20 protein-coding genes are annotated in these 16,633 nt (G+C 57.5%); 10 read left to right on the top strand and 10 right to left on the bottom strand.

Annotated elements, in window-relative coordinates; all coding sequences use genetic code 11:
• Positions 1–88 precede the first annotated feature (88 nt).
• Both choX and betC read right to left on the bottom strand, forming a co-directional pair.
• On the bottom strand, positions 89–1,018 hold the full coding sequence (gene choX, locus OYW20_RS25820) for a choline ABC transporter substrate-binding protein (RefSeq protein ID WP_268798682.1): 930 nt from the start codon (positions 1,016–1,018) through the stop codon (positions 89–91).
• A gap of 39 nt (positions 1,019–1,057) precedes the next feature.
• On the bottom strand, positions 1,058–2,563 hold the full coding sequence (betC, locus tag OYW20_RS25815) for a choline-sulfatase (RefSeq protein ID WP_268798681.1): 1,506 nt from the start codon (positions 2,561–2,563) through the stop codon (positions 1,058–1,060).
• Positions 2,564–2,677: 114 nt separating this feature from the next.
• Here betC and OYW20_RS25810 point away from each other — a divergent pair, with 114 nt between their 5' ends.
• Together OYW20_RS25810 and OYW20_RS25805 are read left to right on the top strand one after the other, a co-directional pair.
• Positions 2,678–3,628 carry a choline sulfate utilization transcriptional regulator gene (locus OYW20_RS25810; RefSeq protein WP_268798680.1) on the top strand — a complete coding sequence of 317 codons (951 nt, stop codon included), beginning with the start codon at positions 2,678–2,680 and terminating at the stop codon, positions 3,626–3,628.
• Between the two features lie 69 nt (positions 3,629–3,697).
• Positions 3,698–4,030: a DOPA 4,5-dioxygenase family protein gene (locus OYW20_RS25805; RefSeq protein WP_268798679.1), complete on the top strand. Its 333-nt coding sequence runs from the start codon at positions 3,698–3,700 to the stop codon at positions 4,028–4,030.
• Between the two features lie 75 nt (positions 4,031–4,105).
• Here OYW20_RS25805 and OYW20_RS25800 read toward each other — a convergent pair whose 3' ends face one another.
• From OYW20_RS25800 to trpB, 3 genes are all read right to left on the bottom strand, one after another.
• Positions 4,106–4,633, bottom strand: a complete 528-nt coding sequence (locus tag OYW20_RS25800) for an anti-virulence regulator CigR family protein (RefSeq protein ID WP_268798678.1) — start codon at positions 4,631–4,633, stop codon at positions 4,106–4,108.
• A 124-nt stretch (positions 4,634–4,757) separates the two neighbouring features.
• Positions 4,758–5,570: a tryptophan synthase subunit alpha gene (trpA, locus tag OYW20_RS25795; RefSeq protein WP_268798677.1), complete on the bottom strand. Its 813-nt coding sequence runs from the start codon at positions 5,568–5,570 to the stop codon at positions 4,758–4,760.
• On the bottom strand, positions 5,570–6,796 hold the full coding sequence (gene trpB, locus OYW20_RS25790; protein ID WP_268798676.1) for a tryptophan synthase subunit beta: 1,227 nt from the start codon (positions 6,794–6,796) through the stop codon (positions 5,570–5,572). The genes trpA and trpB overlap by 1 nt, the downstream gene beginning before the upstream one ends.
• A gap of 120 nt (positions 6,797–6,916) precedes the next feature.
• On the opposite strand from trpB, the gene OYW20_RS25785 reads away from it, so the two are divergent.
• Positions 6,917–7,804, top strand: a complete 888-nt coding sequence (locus OYW20_RS25785; RefSeq protein ID WP_268798675.1) for a LysR family transcriptional regulator — start codon at positions 6,917–6,919, stop codon at positions 7,802–7,804.
• Positions 7,805–7,816: 12 nt separating this feature from the next.
• Here OYW20_RS25785 and OYW20_RS25780 read toward each other — a convergent pair whose 3' ends face one another.
• Positions 7,817–8,143, bottom strand: coding sequence for a DUF883 family protein (locus OYW20_RS25780; protein ID WP_268798674.1), 327 nt, complete (start codon positions 8,141–8,143; stop codon positions 7,817–7,819).
• A gap of 180 nt (positions 8,144–8,323) precedes the next feature.
• Here OYW20_RS25780 and OYW20_RS25775 point away from each other — a divergent pair, with 180 nt between their 5' ends.
• Positions 8,324–8,536, top strand: coding sequence for a dodecin (locus OYW20_RS25775; protein ID WP_268798673.1), 213 nt, complete (start codon positions 8,324–8,326; stop codon positions 8,534–8,536).
• A gap of 148 nt (positions 8,537–8,684) precedes the next feature.
• Positions 8,685–8,909 (top strand): DUF1161 domain-containing protein, encoded by a 225-nt coding sequence (locus tag OYW20_RS25770; protein WP_268798672.1) that lies wholly within the window; start codon positions 8,685–8,687, stop codon positions 8,907–8,909.
• An 89-nt stretch (positions 8,910–8,998) separates the two neighbouring features.
• On the opposite strand, the gene OYW20_RS25765 is transcribed toward OYW20_RS25770, so the two are convergent.
• Positions 8,999–10,000 (bottom strand): LLM class flavin-dependent oxidoreductase, encoded by a 1,002-nt coding sequence (locus OYW20_RS25765; RefSeq protein WP_268798671.1) that lies wholly within the window; start codon positions 9,998–10,000, stop codon positions 8,999–9,001.
• A gap of 273 nt (positions 10,001–10,273) precedes the next feature.
• On the opposite strand from OYW20_RS25765, the gene OYW20_RS25760 reads away from it, so the two are divergent.
• Both OYW20_RS25760 and OYW20_RS25755 read left to right on the top strand, forming a co-directional pair.
• Positions 10,274–10,705, top strand: a complete 432-nt coding sequence (locus OYW20_RS25760; protein WP_268798670.1) for an OsmC family protein — start codon at positions 10,274–10,276, stop codon at positions 10,703–10,705.
• Between the two features lie 143 nt (positions 10,706–10,848).
• Positions 10,849–11,082 carry a DUF1161 domain-containing protein gene (locus tag OYW20_RS25755; RefSeq protein ID WP_268798669.1) on the top strand — a complete coding sequence of 78 codons (234 nt, stop codon included), beginning with the start codon at positions 10,849–10,851 and terminating at the stop codon, positions 11,080–11,082.
• A 9-nt stretch (positions 11,083–11,091) separates the two neighbouring features.
• On the opposite strand, the gene OYW20_RS25750 is transcribed toward OYW20_RS25755, so the two are convergent.
• Positions 11,092–11,511, bottom strand: coding sequence for a PA0061/PA0062 family lipoprotein (locus OYW20_RS25750; RefSeq protein ID WP_268798668.1), 420 nt, complete (start codon positions 11,509–11,511; stop codon positions 11,092–11,094).
• Positions 11,512–11,620: 109 nt separating this feature from the next.
• On the opposite strand from OYW20_RS25750, the gene OYW20_RS25745 reads away from it, so the two are divergent.
• A complete protein-coding gene (locus tag OYW20_RS25745; RefSeq protein ID WP_268798667.1) occupies positions 11,621–12,694 on the top strand; it encodes an aminopeptidase in 1,074 nt (357 codons plus the stop codon).
• A gap of 111 nt (positions 12,695–12,805) precedes the next feature.
• On the opposite strand, the gene OYW20_RS25740 is transcribed toward OYW20_RS25745, so the two are convergent.
• Complete coding sequence (locus OYW20_RS25740; RefSeq protein WP_268798666.1) at positions 12,806–13,459, bottom strand: HAD family hydrolase; 654 nt, start codon at positions 13,457–13,459, stop codon at positions 12,806–12,808.
• Between the two features lie 128 nt (positions 13,460–13,587).
• The gene (locus OYW20_RS25735) at positions 13,588–14,136 is read right to left on the bottom strand and encodes a gamma carbonic anhydrase family protein (RefSeq protein WP_268798665.1); all 549 of its coding nucleotides are present in this window, start codon (positions 14,134–14,136) and stop codon (positions 13,588–13,590) included.
• Positions 14,137–14,249: 113 nt separating this feature from the next.
• On the opposite strand from OYW20_RS25735, the gene prlC reads away from it, so the two are divergent.
• Positions 14,250–16,301: an oligopeptidase A gene (gene prlC, locus OYW20_RS25730; RefSeq protein ID WP_268798664.1), complete on the top strand. Its 2,052-nt coding sequence runs from the start codon at positions 14,250–14,252 to the stop codon at positions 16,299–16,301.
• The gene (locus OYW20_RS25725; protein WP_268798663.1) at positions 16,298–16,585 is read left to right on the top strand and encodes a YheV family putative zinc ribbon protein; all 288 of its coding nucleotides are present in this window, start codon (positions 16,298–16,300) and stop codon (positions 16,583–16,585) included. The genes prlC and OYW20_RS25725 overlap by 4 nt, the downstream gene beginning before the upstream one ends.
• The last annotated feature ends 48 nt before the right edge of the window (positions 16,586–16,633 follow it).

Below are 16,633 nucleotides of genomic sequence, written 5' to 3'. Positions count from 1 at the left end.
TGTGCCTGACACTCCGCATTGCGCTTCTCGCCAACAAGTTGGCTCTACAGAATGGCGTTGATCGCCGATATAGACAGCTACGATGGCATTACAGCTTGGCTTTCACTGCCGCCAGAGCGTCTTTGTCGTCCAGGGTTTTCACGCCCTCAAGCCAAGTGTCCAGCACGCCAGGATTGGCTTTGAGGTACGTCTTCACTGCATCTGCGTTACTGACTTTGTTGTCCACCACGGTTTTCATGATGGTGTTTTCCATGTCCTGAGTGAACGTCAGGTTGGACAGAAGTTTGCCCACATTCGGGCAGGCCTCGGCGTAGCCTTTGCGGGTCACCGTGAAGACGCTGCCGGTGTCACCGAAGTATTTCTCGCCACCCTTCAAGTAATGCATGCCCTTTATCTGAACGTTCATCGGGTGTGGAGTCCAGCCAAGGAAGACCACGAACTCTTTCTTTTTCACGTTGCGCTGCACTTCGGCAAGCATCGCCTGCTCGCTTGATTCAACCAGCTTCCACTCACCCAGGCTGAACTCGTTGTTCTTGATGATTTCCTGCAACGATGCGTTGGCCGGCGCTCCCGAGCCGATGCCGTAGATCTTCTTGTGAAACTTGTCGGCGAATTTGTTGAGGTCAGCGAAATCATGCACGCCGGCTTCGTAGACGTAATCCGGAACGGCCAGTGTGAATTCGGTGCCTTCGAGGTTTTTCTTGTACTGCGTCACGTCGCCAGTGGCGAGGAACTTGTCATAGAAACCCTGCTGAGCCGGCATCCAGTTGCCCAGAAAAACATCCATTTGCCCGTCTTTGAGACCCCCATAGGCAATCGGTACCGCCAGCGTGTCGACCTTCGCCTTGTAACCCATGCCATCCAATAAAAAGCTGGTGATAGCGTTCGTTGCAGCAATATCACTCCAACCCGGATCGGCCATTCTCACCGTGCTGCAACTTGCCGGGTCAGCCGCGTATGCGACAACGCTGCTCAAACTCATGACCCCAACCGCTAGCGCCTTGGATAACTTCTTCATGGTGTGCCCCTTTTTTGATTTTCTAGGTTTTGGCAGGGTTCAAGGTTGTGGATAACGGGCCTTGCGCTCCAGATCGTCTAAATCGATATGGTTGCGCATGTACTGCTGACTGGCGTCTACCAGCGGCTGGTGATCCCAACTCTTCAGCTTGCCGACTGCCAGCGATTGCGCGACAAACCGTCGGCGTCGCTGGCTGGCGAGCACCTGATGGTGTATCGCCGGTATCTCCCATTTGGCCCGTGCTTCGAGCAAAAATGCAGTGAACAGGTCGCGGTGGGCTTCGGACTGACTCAGCTCTTCCTGTTCTTTCGGATCGTTATGCACGTCGTATAGCAGACATGGGTCCTGTTCCGAGTAGATGAATTTGTAGGCGCCGCGGCGAATCATCATCAGCGGGCCGATTGTGCCTTCGGCCATGTATTCGCCAAACACTTCGTCGTGCCCTGCTTCACCCTGCAGATGCGGCATGAGCGAGCGACCATCCAGCGGTAACCCAGGGTCAAGTTCGCCTTTGGCCATCTCGACAAACGTTGGCAGCAAATCAGCGGTTGAGACCGCAGCTTTCACGCGTCCGGCCTTGAATTGGCCTGGAGCGTAGACCAGCAGCGGCACGCGTGCCGCCATCTCGAACCAGTGCATTTTGTACCAGAGCCCGCGCTCGCCGAGCATGTCCCCGTGATCACCCGAGAAGACGATGATCGTGTCTTCGGCCAGGCCCGTTTCTTCAAGCGTCTTGAGCAGTTTCCCCACGTTGTCATCGATATAGCTGCACGCGCCGAAATAGGCGCGGCGTGCGTCACGAATCTTGTCGTCCGGCAGGGGGTTATCCCACAGGTCGTAGACCTTCATCAGGCGCTTGGAGTGCGGGTCCTGATCGGCTTGATCGGGCGCCTTCGCGGGCAGCGGAATCTCCTCGTCCTTGTAGAGATCCCAGTAGCTTTTTGGAATGGTGTAGGGATCGTGCGGGTGCGTCATCGACACCGTCAGGCAGAACGGTTGGTCACCATCTTCGCGCACATGGTCAAACAGGTACTGCTGCGCTTTGAATACCACCTCTTCATCGAAGTCGAGCTGGTTGGTGCGCACGCACGGTCCGGCTTGCAGCACGGACGACATGTTGTGATACCAGGTCGGACGCACATCGGGCGCGTCCCAATTGACCGACCAGCCGTAGTCAGCCGGGTAGATATCGCTGGTAAGACGCTGTTCGTAGCCGTGCAGTTGATCGGGGCCACAAAAATGCATCTTGCCTGAGAGTGCCGTGTGGTAACCCAGGCTGCGTAAGTAGTGGGCGTAGGTCGGTATATCTGCCGGGAAATCGGCTGCGTTATCGTAGGCGCCGATCTTGCTCGGAAGCTGACCGCTGACCAAGGTAAAGCGGGACGGGGCACACAAGGGGCTGTTGCAGTAAGCGGCGTCGAACACCACGCCCTCAGCGGCGAGGCGGCTCAAGTGGGGCATTTTGATTGGGGATGAGGCGTAAAACGGCAACATCGGCGCGGCCATCTGATCGGCCATGATAAAAAGAATATTTTTGCGCTTCATGTATTCGCGGCATTCCATCGTGAAAATTTATGCGAGATTGCTGCGAACGAGGATGCGACCCTATAGTGCTGGTGTAAAACCCATACACGACAATGCCTAGGATAAGCCCAGCTTATGTTTGAATCGCTTGGCGAAATGTCTATTGATCTGCTTCGTGGTTTCGAGGCCGCCGCACGACTGCGCAGTTTTACCGCTGCTGCGATTGAGCTTGGGACCACGCAACCGGCTATCAGCCAGCAAATCAAGCGACTTGAAGAGCAACTGGCGACGCGTCTGTTTGACCGGATCTACCGCGGCATTGAGTTGACCGATGCGGGCGAGATACTTTTCAGTCATGTGCAGGCCGGTTTGCAGTCGATGGACTCAGGACTGATAGCCATCACCCAGCAGCATCAGCATGAGGTGCTGCAGGTCGCCACTGACTTCGCGTTCGCCGCCTATTGGTTGATGCCCCGCCTGCACCGTTTCCACAAACAGAACCCTGATGTCGACGTGAGCCTAGTCACCAGTGAGCGCAGTCACAGCATGCTGCGCGCCGATATCGACGTGGCGGTATTGTTCGGCGACGGGCGCTTCAAGCAGGGTGAAAGCCACTGGCTGTTCAGCGAGGAAGTGTTCCCGGTGTGCAGCCCTCAACTGGTCGCCGGGCGTTCCCTGCCCTTGCCCGTGGATGCGCTCAAGGAGTTTGCGTTGTTGCACCTGCGCGGAGAGGGCAGCAACAATTGGTTCGATTGGGCGGGTGTTTTTCGTGCGCTGAACATTCCTCAGGCGCCAGCGCCTGGTCAGCTTCGTTTCGATAATTACACGCTGCTGATCCAGGCTGCGATTGGCGGGCAAGGCGTAGCGATTGGCTGGCGGCATCTGGTGGATGCGTTGCTGGACCAAGGACTGCTATGCCGACCCATCAATGCCACCGCCATTTCCGCTTACGGTTATTACGTGGTCTTGCCTCAACGCAAACGGCGGGTGCAGATCGTTCAGCAGTTCGTTGATTGGTTGAAAAGTGAACAGTCACTGAGCGGGGATTCGCTGGTGGGTAAAACCTTACCGTCCATTGCAGTTTGAAAACCTGTAGCGCGACGGCATGCACCCGCACATCGCTCTGCTCAATCAACTCAAACAGTGAGGGCCACCATGTCAGTTGTAGAGGGATACCACGCTCACGTTTATTTCGACGCGCAAACCATCGAGCAAGCTCGGGCGTTGTGCGAAACCGTTGCGGCCAGGTTTGACGTGAAGATGGGCCGTGTACACGAGCGCCCGGTCGGACCGCATCCAGACTGGAGTTGCCAGCTGGCGTTTGATCATTCGAAATTTGCCGACGTCATGTTATGGCTGGCGATGAACCGAAACGGACTGGTGGTGTTCACGCACCCCGACACAGGAGACGACTTGGCGGATCACACCGAACACGCGATCTGGATGGGCGGGATGCGTGAGCTGAATGTAGGTATGTTCAGGCGTTAGAGGGTATGGCGCTTGAGTCCTTCGCTAACGTAAAGCGATATTGTTCAGCAAACGAACCCGCTCGCTGATCTGGACTCAGTTCAAAACGCCTTCCAGGATTTCGTAGACGATCCCGCTGCCGATGGCGATCAGCACAACGTCAGGGCCAAGACGACGCCACTCATAGCCGTCGTAGCGCGGCAGGTATTGCAACGACCGGCTGTTCAGACGCTTGCCGTAGCCGCGTGGCAGCGGATGACCGCGCACGATACGCACGTTGGGCGGTAGCGGCTGACCTCGGCCGATTACCTCGCGGTGTTCATACACCTGGCGTCGCACGTCGTCGAAATTTGCAGGCGGGCGACCGCCGCCACGGTTGTCTGCACGCTGGTCATTTCCAGGCTGGCCTGGGTGCGGCTGGTTATTCTGCGGCTGGTTGTTGCCTGGTCCATTACCGCCGGGCTGACCGTTGCCCCGATCACTGCCCCGCCCTTGGTCCTGGTGGTTAGCTGGCCCGCGATTATCGTGATCGTCACGCTGATCAGGCCCGGCCGCATTTACCAGCGTAGTTGCACTGATCATCACGATGCCCAGCCCCGCAATCAAACGATTTGACACTTTCATGTAGCGCGCTCCTGAACAAATACGGATCAGCAAAAAGGGTTCAGAATCTGGTCCTGAACCCTTTTGCTGTACTGCTTAGTGCGCGCTCAGAGGCCCGAATTCCTCTGTATCAAAAACTTTACCTTCAGCTGATGCGTGCCTTGCGTACGCCTTCAGACAACGCCGAGCAAAGTGTCAGCACACCGGTAATTGCATCGTCGGAAGACTTGGCACCAGCGATCTGATCGATCAGCGCCGAGCCGACGACCACACCGTCTGCCAACCGCGCGATGGCGGCCGCTTGCTCCGGAGTACGAATACCAAAGCCGACACTGATCGGCAAATCTGTATGACGACGCAGACGTTCGATCGCTTCTTTCACGTGCTCGGTGGTCGCAGCGCCAGCACCGGTCACGCCAGCGACGGAGACGTAGTACACAAAACCCGAGCTGCCATTGAGCACCGTCGGCAGCCGTACATCGTCAGTCGTCGGCGTGGTCAGGCGGATGAAATCCAGACCTGCGGCCTGCGCCGGTTCGCACAGTTCATCGTTATGCTCGGGAGGCAGATCGACCACGATAAGACCGTCCACACCCGCTTCACTGGCGGCGGCGATGAATCGCTCGATGCCGTAGGCATGAATCGGATTGTAGTAACCCATCAGCACCAGCGGCGTAGTGCTGTCCTCGACACGAAAATCGCTGACCATCTGCAGTGTTTTCGCCAGATTCTGCTTGGCGGTCAGCGCACGAATGTTGGCCAGCTGGATGGCCGGACCATCGGCCATCGGGTCGGTGAACGGCATGCCCAGCTCGATGACATCCGCGCCATGTTTTGGCAGACCCCTGAGGATCGCCAGCGAGGTGTCGTAGTCCGGATCGCCACCGGTGATGAACGTCACCAGCGCAGCACGGTTCTGTTGTTTCAATTCAGCAAAGCGTGTTTGCAGGCGGCTCATCAGTGTTTCTCCTGCTTGGACAGATCCAGGTGATGCATCACGGTTTGCATGTCCTTGTCGCCGCGACCAGACAAGTTGATCACCATCAAGTGATCCTTTGGCAGCGAAGGCGCGCGTTTGACCGCTTCGGCCAGTGCGTGCGCGGTTTCCAGCGCGGGAATGATCCCTTCCAGCAGGCAGCACTGATGGAACGCAGCGAGGGCCTCGTCGTCGGTAACAGAGGTGTACTGAACGCGACCGATCTCATGCAACCAGGCGTGCTCGGGGCCGATGCCCGGATAATCCAGACCGGCAGAAATCGAATGGGCGTCGGTTATCTGCCCGTCGTCGTCCTGCAGCAGGAAGGTACGATTGCCGTGCAGCACGCCCGGTACGCCGCCGTTCAGGCTGGCGGCATGCTTACCGGTTGCGATGCCGTGACCGGCCGCTTCCACGCCGATGATCTCAACGCTGGTGTCATCAAGAAATGGGTGGAACAGGCCCATGGCGTTGGAGCCGCCACCGACGCACGCCACCAGTGAGTCGGGCATACGGCCTTCCTGAGCCAGCATCTGCTCGCGGGTTTCCTTGCCGATAACAGCCTGGAAATCACGCACCATCGCAGGATAAGGGTGCGGGCCGGCAACTGTGCCGATCATGTAGAACGTGCTGTCGACGTTGGTCACCCAGTCACGCAATGCCTCGTTCATCGCATCCTTGAGCGTGCCGGTGCCGGCAACCACGGGGATGATTTCAGCGCCCAGCAAGCGCATGCGATACACGTTTGCCTGTTGGCGATCAATGTCGGTGGTGCCCATGTAGATCACACATTTCAGGCCGAACCGTGCTGCCACGGTCGCAGTGGCAACGCCGTGCATGCCCGCGCCAGTCTCAGCGATGATGCGCTTTTTGCCCATGCGCACCGCCAGCAGCACCTGGCCGATGCAGTTGTTAATTTTGTGCGCGCCGGTGTGGTTGAGCTCTTCGCGCTTGAAGTAGATCTTGGCGCCGCCGCAGTGTTCGGTCAGGCGCTCAGCGAAATACAGAGGGTTTGGACGGCCAACGTAGTCGCGCTGAAAGTACGCCATATCCTTGAGGAAGGAAGGATCGATCTTGGCCGCTTCATATTCGCGATTCAGATCAAGAATCAGCGGCATCAGGGTTTCAGCCACGTAACGACCGCCGAACATGCCGAACATGCCTTTAGCGTCAGGACCGGTGCGATATTGAGTCTGGGTCTGGCTCATGGAACCTCCGGGTATCGAATAATGTTTGCCAGTTGAGGCAGTGAACACACTTTAACCAGCCCCGCGCCCGATGAAAACCGATAAGATCTGCGCAACCTGTCAGGAAAACTCACAGATATCATGAGCCGAGACCTTCCCCCTCTTAATGCCCTGCGTGCCTTTGAAGCCGCTGCTCGTCTGAGCAGTGTCAGTCAGGCAGCGGAGCAGCTGCACGTTACCCATGGGGCTGTCAGCCGACAGCTGAAAGTGCTCGAAGAACACCTCGGCGTGAGTTTGTTCAGCAAAGATGGCCGTGGCCTCAAACTCACAGATGCTGGCATTCGCCTGCGGGACGCCAGCGGTGAGGCCTTTGATCGACTCCGCAGTGTCTGCGCCGAACTGGCCAGAGGCAGCGACGACGCGCCTTTTGTACTGGGTTGCTCGGGCAGTCTGCTCGCGCGCTGGTTCATTCCCCGTCTGGGACGTCTGAATGCTGATCTGCCTGACTTGCGTCTGCACCTTTCGGCGGGAGAAGGAGATCTGGATCCGCGGCGTCCGGGACTGGATGCATTGCTGGTTTTTGCTGAGCCGCCCTGGCCTGCTGACATGCAGGTGTTCGAGTTGGTGAGCGAGCGGATCGGGCCGGTGATGAGCCCGCGCTTCAGCGGCTTCGAACAACTGAGCAATGCGCCTGTGCAGGCGTTGCTTGATCAATCCCTATTGCAGACCACTTCCCGCCCACAGGCTTGGCCAAGTTGGGCAACGCAGAACGGAATAGACCCCGGCGCCCTACATTTTGGACAAGGATTCGAGCATCTTTACTACTTGCTGGAAGCCGCCGTCGCAGGGTTGGGTATCGCCATCGCCCCTGAACCGCTGGTGGCCGATGATTTGAAGGCAGGACGCCTGACTGCGCCGTGGGGTTTCAGCGAAACCCCGGCGCAGCTAGCGCTATGGGTGCCCAAACGTGCCGCAGACGGGCGTGCTCAGCAATTGGCGCAGTGGCTCAAAAGCGAGCTTGGACGTTAGGGTCGGGCGTAATCAGTTGCCGCGTTTGAAAAGCAGGTAAGCGGCGAGCAGACCAACCGCGCCCACAGCTACACCAGCTGTAGTCCAAGGATGTTCTTGTGCGTAGTCACGGGTGGCGACGCTGGTTTCACGGGTCTTCACTTTGACGTCTTCGTAGACATCGCTCAGCAGGCTGCGCGAATGGCTCAGCGCGCTTTCGGCGTTTGCTTTGAGGTTTTTCAATGTCTTGCGCGACTCGTCAGAAGCGTCTGATTTTAAGCTCTCAAGCGACTTGAGCAGGCTCTCGATCTCGGCTTCCATGCTTTGCAACGACGCTTTACGGGATGACGTGAATGGCATGATATGACTCTCCTGCAATGATGAATGGCGTGTGTTGTTTGGGACTACAGGGTTCTGAGAAAGTGCAGTGAAAGTGTCGAGGTACCGTTTCTTGTGAACTTATCGAGAGGTTTTCGGCACAGATGTAGGGGGCTGGTTCAATGCTACGCTCCCATTGAAGAATTTTTCAGGAGAACTGCCATGTCTGAACACACTTACAAAATGCTCGAACTGGTCGGCTCGTCGACCACCACCGTCGAAGATGCAATCAACAACGCACTCGCTGAGGCGGGTAAGAGCGTTCGGCATATGGACTGGTTTGAGGTGCTGGAAACGCGCGGCCATATCGAGAACAACAAAGTGGCGCACTTTCAGGTGACACTCAAAGTCGGCTTCCGCATCGACAAGAGCTGATCTGCTGAACTTTTGAGCTGGCCGAGTGCCATAACCTTCGCTGAACATCGCACGCAGTCTTTGAATCAAAGCGCATGCGGGGTCATCGGGCCGCTTGATCAGGCGGCCTTTCTTGCTTGAAGTTGGGCCTGACAGGGGAGCGTGACCGATGAAGAAGTTTATTTTGGCGGTAGGTTTGTTGAGTATTGCTGGCACCACCATGGCGGCTGGCAAGTCTTGTGATGATGTGAAAGCTGAGATCGACGCCAAGGTCAAAGCGAATGGCGCCACCTCGTACACCCTGGAAGCCGTCGATAAAGGCGCAGCTGCTGACGGTAAAGTGGTCGGTACCTGTGAAGGCGGCTCCAAGGAAATCGTGTACAAGCGCGGCTGATTGCCCGCTGTTGAAACTGAAACCGACGCGTTTGCGTCGGTTTTTTATGAGCCATGAAAAAGCTGTGAGCGCCTGCGCTTCCTGCAGTCTTAGCCTTTCGCAACCTGGGCGAGAATTTCGTAAGAGCGCAACCGGTCTGCGTGCTCATACATATCGCAGGTGAAAATCAGCTCATCGGCGTCAGTCTGCTCAAGCAGCACTTCCAGCCGCGCGCGAATTTTCTCGGGACCGCCCACCATCGCAAGGCCCAGGAAGTCCATCACCGCTTCGCGCTCGTGGGGCAGCCACAATCCGTTCATGGACTCAACCGGGGGGCGCTGCATCAGTGTCTGCCCGCGCATCAGCGCAAGGATCCGCTGGTACACAGACGTCACCAGATAGTCCGCGCGTTCATCGGTGTCGGCGGCAGACAATGGCACGCCCAACATAACGTAGGGCTTGTCCAGCGTTGCGGAAGGTTTGAAATGATTGCGGTAAACGCGAATCGCCTCGTGCATGAAGCGCGGGGCAAAGTGCGATGCAAATGCATAGGGCAGGCCACGTTCGCCAGCCAGTTGTGCACTGAAAAGACTCGAACCCAGCAACCAGACCGGAACATTGGTGTCAGTGCCTGGCACGGCAACCACCCGCTGATGAGGCTGGCGCGGGCCGAGGTAGGCCATCAGCTCGGCAACGTCATCAGGGAAGTCATCAGCACTGCCGGAGCGCTCACGCCGCAGTGCGCGAGCGGTCATCTGATCAGATCCCGGCGCACGGCCCAGGCCGAGGTCGATACGGCCGGGATACAAGCTGGCGAGAGTGCCGAACTGTTCTGCAATCACCAGAGGCGCATGGTTAGGCAGCATCACGCCACCAGATCCGACGCGTATCGTTGAAGTGCCGCCTGCCAGATAGGCCAGCAACACCGAGGTGGCGGAGCTGGCGATGCCGTCCATGTTGTGGTGCTCGGCGACCCAGAAACGGTTGTAGCCCCATTTCTCGGCGTGCTGGGCAAGGTCCAGAGACTTGCGCAGCGAGTCGGCCGGGCCTTTGTCCTCACGAACCGGCACCAGATCGAGCACGGAAATCTTTACATCGGCTAGTCGTTTCATAGGTCACTGATATCCTCTTGGGCTTGCGGCGGGCTCAAATCAACGTGAAGCAGTGAGCTCGCCGGCCTTAAGCCTAAATATTTGCGTTAAGGCTATAGGATAAGGCCATGTGACGAGGTTTCAATGGCTGAGGTGAAATTTCCTACTATTTCTGTCGGATATACCCAGCGCGTGATAATCGGATTTTTATTGCCGTTGAACTTTGCCCGAGCGTCTATCCTCAGATTCCTTGTTCCTGTGCGATCTCTCGCACGCCCTTCATCAGGAGACATTATGAGCATCGTCAAGAAAGCATCCGCCCATTGGGAAGGTGACCTCAAAACCGGTATCGGCAGCATCTCTACTGAAACTGGCGTACTGCGCGAAGCACCGTACGGCTTCAAGGCTCGCTTTGAAGGCGGCAAAGGCACCAACCCTGAAGAATTGATCGGCGCTGCCCACGCAGGCTGTTTCTCCATGGCACTGTCCATGATCCTCGGTGGCGAAAACCTGAAAGCCGACAGCATCGACACCACCGCTGATGTCACTCTGGATGAAGTCGAAGGCGGCTTCGCAATCACTGCCGTCCACCTGACCCTGAAGGCCAAAGTGCCCGGAGCAACTCAGGAGCAGTTCGACAAACTGACCGCCATGGCCAAAGAAGGCTGCCCGGTATCCAAGGTGCTGAACGCAAAAATCACTCTGGACGCAACGCTGCTGAGCTAATCGCCCATAGCGCTGGACCAAGACGACCCGCCCGGCTTCAACGCCGTGCGGGTCGCTTTCGTTTCAGCAAGGCCAGAACTGCCCATTGCGCCGGGTGTCGTATCTAAGCCGCCGACCATTGTGCGGCATTCAAGGAGTCGATCATGAACCGCATCGCGTTAGCCCTTATCGCCACAGCACTCTGCGGCAATGTCTTTGCAGCGCCCAAGCCCTGTGAAGAGCTGAAGACCGAGATCGAAGCAAAAATCCAGGCGCAGAACGTGAGTTCCTACACGCTGGAGATCGTCCGGAACGACGAAGTACAAGATCAGAACATGGTCGTCGGGACGTGCGAAAACGGGACGAAGAAGGTCATCTACCAGAACAATGGTCGTTGAGCCCAGGCATTACCAAGGCATACAAAACACGTCGCTTTCTTCAGCCAGCACCTTGCGCTGCTCATCTTTGAGCTCTGCGTCGATACTGTTGGCGATGTCGCGGACTTCGAGTCGATAGCGACGGCCAGCTTCGAAGTTGTCGTAACGGACAGTCACGTAGCAGGTAGTTTCGTTGTAGATGTCCATCGACAACCCAAGCCCGCCTGCCGCGTATTCGTAGTCGTAGCGCACTTGCAGCTCGTGCCTTCCAGGGGTTACCTGAAAGTACCGACCGTCTTCGGTCCGCTTGCCGTCCAGCTTGTCGGCCATCACCAGTTTGCCGGTGAAGGTGTGCAGGTCAATCCAGGCCTGTTGCGGATCTACCGGTGGCAGTGGGCTTGCACAACCGCCAAGCAATCCAAGTGCAACGATTAAGGGAAGCGGGCGCATTAAAGGCTCCGTTGTGATCAGGCGGCGATGGGAGTTGCGTTGATGTCCGTGCGTCCGGCATAACGCTAGGCATTCAGGACCTCAACGCTTTCGACTTTAAGGCCGCTGCATGAATTCATTCAATCTTTCCCGTTGGCAGGCTGGCTTGCCGGGCTTCCTCTTGCCGGCCGTGCTCATGTTGCTTGGCGGCTGCTCCAGCGTGTCGTATTACAGCCAGTTGGCGCAGGGTCAGTTGCAGTTGCTCCACGCGCGTGAGCCTGTTGCCGACGTCATTGCCGATTCGGGTCGCGATCCCGCATTGCGCGAACGTTTGACGCAGGCGCAGAAGGCACGGGACTTTGCCAGCGAACACCTGCATTTGCCTGACAATCAGAGCTACCGGCTTTACGCCGACATTGGCCGTCCGTATGTAGTGTGGAACGTGTTTGCCACTGGCGAGTTTTCTCTGGACCCCGTCACCCATTGCTTCCCCATCGCTGGCTGCGTGGCCTATCGCGGTTACTACAACCAAGGCGCGGCTCGTGGCGAAGCGGCGCTGCAAAAGCTCGACGGCAAAGACGTTTACGTCAGCGGCGTCGAGGCCTACTCCACACTGGGGTGGTTCAACGATCCCATCATCAGTTCGATGATGAATTGGGGCAGCGAGCGGCTGATGACGCTGATTTTTCATGAGCTGGCGCATCAGCGGTTCTACGTAAAGGACGACAGCGAATTCAATGAGTCCTACGCCAACTTTGTCGAGCAGGAAGGTACTCGTCAGTGGAGGGCCGCGCGAGGTTTGCCTCCGCAGACTCTCTCGGAATCGCAGCGCCGGGATCAATTCACGCAGTTGGTGCTCGATGCGCGCGACCGCCTGAAACTGCTGTATGCGCAACCGCTTTCCCCTGAGTTAATGCGCGAGCGCAAGGTTGGGGAGTTCGCGCGATTGCGCGCCGATTATCGGCAGATGCGCGATACGCAATGGGCTGGCGACACGCGATATGACGCGTGGATCAACGCCCCGATGAACAACGCGCGGCTGCTGCCGTTTGGTCTTTATGACCAGTGGGTGCCAGCGTTTGCCGCGCTGTTCAAGCAGGTGGGCGGTGATTGGATGGCGTTTTATCAGGCGGTCGAAAAGCTGGGCGGGCTGCCCAAGGATGAACGCAAGGCGGCGTTGGAGCAGTTGATGGCTCGGGCCTGACGCTGACACGCGTAGGAGCGCGCTTGCCCGCGATAGCAGTGCGTCAGTCGACATCGCGTTGTCAGGAATGACGCCATTGCGGGCAAGCTCGCCCCTACAAAGGTTGCAGTGTCATGAGGTTTTGAGGAATGCCTCATGCAGCTCTTTCAGGGTATCGAAGTGGTACGTCGGTGCCTCGGCTGTCAGCTCTTCACGACTGCCAAAACCATAGCCCACCGCCGCTACGTCCAGCCCATTGCGCTTGCCGCCAATCAAATCATGCTTTCGGTCGCCGATCATCAGCGTCTGCTGCGGGTCGAGTTCTTCCTCATCCAGCACGTGGCGAATCAGCTCGACCTTGTCGGTGCGGGTGCCGTCCAGCTCGCTGCCGTAGATCAGTTTGAAGTGACGTGCGAAGTCAAAATGCCGGGCAATCTCCTGAGCAAAGACCCACGGCTTTGAGGTCGCGATAAACAAGTTGCGGCCCTGATCCGACAGGGTTTCCAGCAGTTCAAATACACCATCAAATACCAGGTTTTCGTACAGCCCGGTGACCTTGAAACGCTCGCGGTAGAAGCCCACCGCTTCCCACGCTTTCGCTTCGTCGAAGTTGTAAGAACGCATGAACTGTTGCAACAGTGGCGGGCCGATAAAGTGCTCCAACGCCGTGATATCGGGTTCCTCGATGCCCAGTTTGCTCAATGCGAACTGAATAGAGCGGGTGATGCCTTCGCGTGGGTCGGTCAGCGTGCCGTCCAGGTCGAACAGGATGTTTTGGTAGTGCATGGGGTTCCTCGGTAGGTGACCTGTAGGAGCGAATTCATGCGCGAGAGGCCATGACAGTCAACACACCTGTACGGCCTGACATATTGCTTTGCGAATGAATTCGCTCCTGCACAAGAGAAGGCGCGTTCTCAGCAGGGCTGGTCAAAGCCTTCGACCAAATGCTGGTCTTTGAGCTTCACGTAATTGCTGGCGCTGTAAGGGAAGAACGCGATTTCTTTTTCGGTCAGCGGACGTATCTGCTTCACCGGACGGCCTACATACAAAAAACCGCTCTCCAGACGTTTGCCAGGCGGCACCAGACTGCCGGCGCCGATGATCACTTCGTCCTCAATGACTGCGCCGTCCATGATCGTGCTGCCCATGCCGATGAGGATCCGGTTACCGACTGTGCAGCCGTGCAACATCACTTTATGACCAATGGTCACTTCGTCGCCGATCAGGCACGGAAAGCCGTCGGGATTAAAAGGACCGGCATGGGTGATGTGCAACACGCTACCGTCCTGAACGCTGGTACGTGCGCCGATGCGGATGCGGTGCATGTCGCCGCGAATCACTGTCAGCGGCCAGACTGAGCTGTCGACGCCCAGTTCTACATCGCCGATGACCACCGCCGAGTGGTCGACAAATGCCCGCTCACCCAAAAGCGGCGTATGGCCGTTGAACGTTCGAATTGCCACTCATAGGCTCCTTCTTTGAGGCTGATAGCAATGCCATCTTCGTGAGATAGCTGCGGTCAGCGCCGATTGTAATTAAGATGCTCGGGTGTTTCTTTTTGCCAAGGTGCCAAACCGTGAGCGCGAACAACCCTCTGTTGCAATCCTACGACCTGCCACCTTTCTCGGCGATCCGCGCCGAGCACGTAAAACCCGCCATTGACCAGATTCTTGCCGACAACCGCGCTGCGATTGTCGAGTTGCTCGTCAAACAAGGTTCGCAGCCTACATGGGCCGGCCTGGTGTTGGCGATGGATGAGCTTAACGACCGCCTTGGCGCAGCCTGGAGCCCGGTCAGCCATCTGAATGCTGTGCGCAACAGTGCAGAACTGCGTGAGGCGTACGAGTCGTGCCTGCCTGCTTTGAGCGCTTACTCCACCGAAATGGGCCAGAACCGTGAGCTGTTCCAGGCCTTCGAAGCATTGGCCAACAGCCCTGAGGCGGCTGGCTTCGATGTCGCGCAGAAAACCATCCTTGAGCAATCGCTGCGTGACTTCCGCTTGTCGGGGATCGACTTGCCGCCCGAGCAGCAAAAGCGTTATGCCCAAGTGCAGAGCAAGCTGTCGGAGCTGGGCAGCCAGTTCTCCAATCAATTGCTTGATGCGACGCAAGCGTGGACCAAGCTTGTTACTGACGAAGCCACCCTCCTCGGCCTGACTGACTCGGCCAAAGCTCAAATGGCCGCTGCGGCTCAGGCCAAAGACCTCGACGGCTACCTCATCACGCTGGAGTTCCCAAGCTATTACGCGGTAATGACCTACGCCGAAGACCGCGCACTGCGCCAAGAAGTCTACGCGGCGTATTGCACCCGTGCGTCGGACCAAGGCCCGAATGCCGGTAAGAATGACAACGGCCCGGTGATGGAACAGATTCTCGACCTGCGTCAGGAACTGGCCAGCTTGTTGGGTTTTGCAAGCTTCTCCGAGTTGAGTCTGGCCACCAAGATGGCTGAATCCAGTGATCAGGTGCTCAGCTTCCTGCGCGATCTGGCCAAGCGCAGTAAACCGTTCGCGGCTCAGGACCTTGAGCAGCTGAAAGCCTACGCTGCCGAACAGGGTTGCCCTGATTTGCAGAGCTGGGACAGCGGGTTTTACGGCGAAAAGCTGCGCGAGCAGCGCTACAGCGTGTCTCAGGAAACACTGCGCGCCTACTTCCCGATCGACAAGGTGCTGGGCGGCCTGTTCGCCATCGTGCAAAAACTGTACGGCATTGAAATCGCCGAGCAGAAAGGCTTCGACACCTGGCATCCGGACGTGCGCCTGTTCGAAATCAAAGAGAACGGTCAGCACGTGGGCCGCTTCTTCTTCGATCTATATGCCCGCGCCAATAAGCGTGGCGGTGCGTGGATGGATGGCGCTCGTGACCGTCGTCGCACCCTGGATGGCGTGCTGCAAAGCCCGGTGGCCAATCTGGTCTGCAACTTCACCCCGGCAGACAGCGGCAAACCCGCGCTGCTGACCCATGATGAGGTCACCACTCTGTTCCACGAATTCGGTCACGGCCTGCACCACCTGCTGACTCGCGTAGAACACGCGGGCGCATCGGGCATTAACGGTGTTGCTTGGGACGCGGTCGAGTTGCCAAGCCAGTTCATGGAAAACTGGTGCTGGGAGCCTGAAGGCTTGGCGCTGATTTCCGGTCACTACGAGAGCGGCGAACCACTGCCTCAGGACCTGCTGGAAAAAATGCTCGCTGCGAAGAACTTCCAGTCCGGTCTGATGATGATTCGCCAGATTGAGTTTTCGCTGTTCGACTTCGAGCTGCACGCCACCCATGGCGACGGCCGCACGACGCTGCAGGTGCTTGAAGGCGTGCGAGATGAAGTTTCGGTCATGCGTCCACCTGCCTACAACCGCTTCCCCAACAGCTTTGCGCACATTTTTGCAGGTGGTTATGCCGCGGGCTATTACAGCTACAAGTGGGCAGAAGTGCTGTCGGCGGATGCGTTCTCCAAGTTTGAAGAAGATGGCGTACTCAACGAAGAAACCGGACGTGCTTTCCGTGAAGCCATCCTGGCGCGTGGCGGTTCGCAAGCGCCGATGGTGCTGTTCGTTGACTTCCGCGGACGTGAGCCTTCAATTGACGCACTCTTGCGCCATTCAGGCTTGAGTGAGGACGCCGCAGCATGACCGATACACCCGCGGTAGTGACCAAGAAACGCTTTATCGCCGGGGCTGTATGCCCGGCGTGCAGCGAGCCCGACAAACTGATGATGTGGAACGAAGACGACGTCCCGCATCGCGAATGCGTGCATTGCGGATATTCGGACACGCTCAATGCCCAAGGGCAATCGATCCCGAAAGAGCTGGGCACCCGGGTCAACAAGGCAGTGCCTAAACCGGCAGATCCGAAGGTTCAGGGGGTGCAGTTTTTCCCGAACCCGAAGCTCAAAAAGCCAGTTGATCCGAGTTGAAATGTTAGGCTTCCCTGATCAATGCACGTTCTTTGCTTGATCTTGGAA

The organism is Pseudomonas sp. BSw22131 (assembly GCF_026810445.1).
Taxonomy (GTDB): Bacteria; Pseudomonadota; Gammaproteobacteria; order Pseudomonadales; family Pseudomonadaceae; genus Aquipseudomonas; species Aquipseudomonas huanghezhanensis.
The sequence above is the reverse complement of the archived record's forward strand: the minus strand, read 5'-3'. Positions and strand labels throughout refer to the sequence as shown.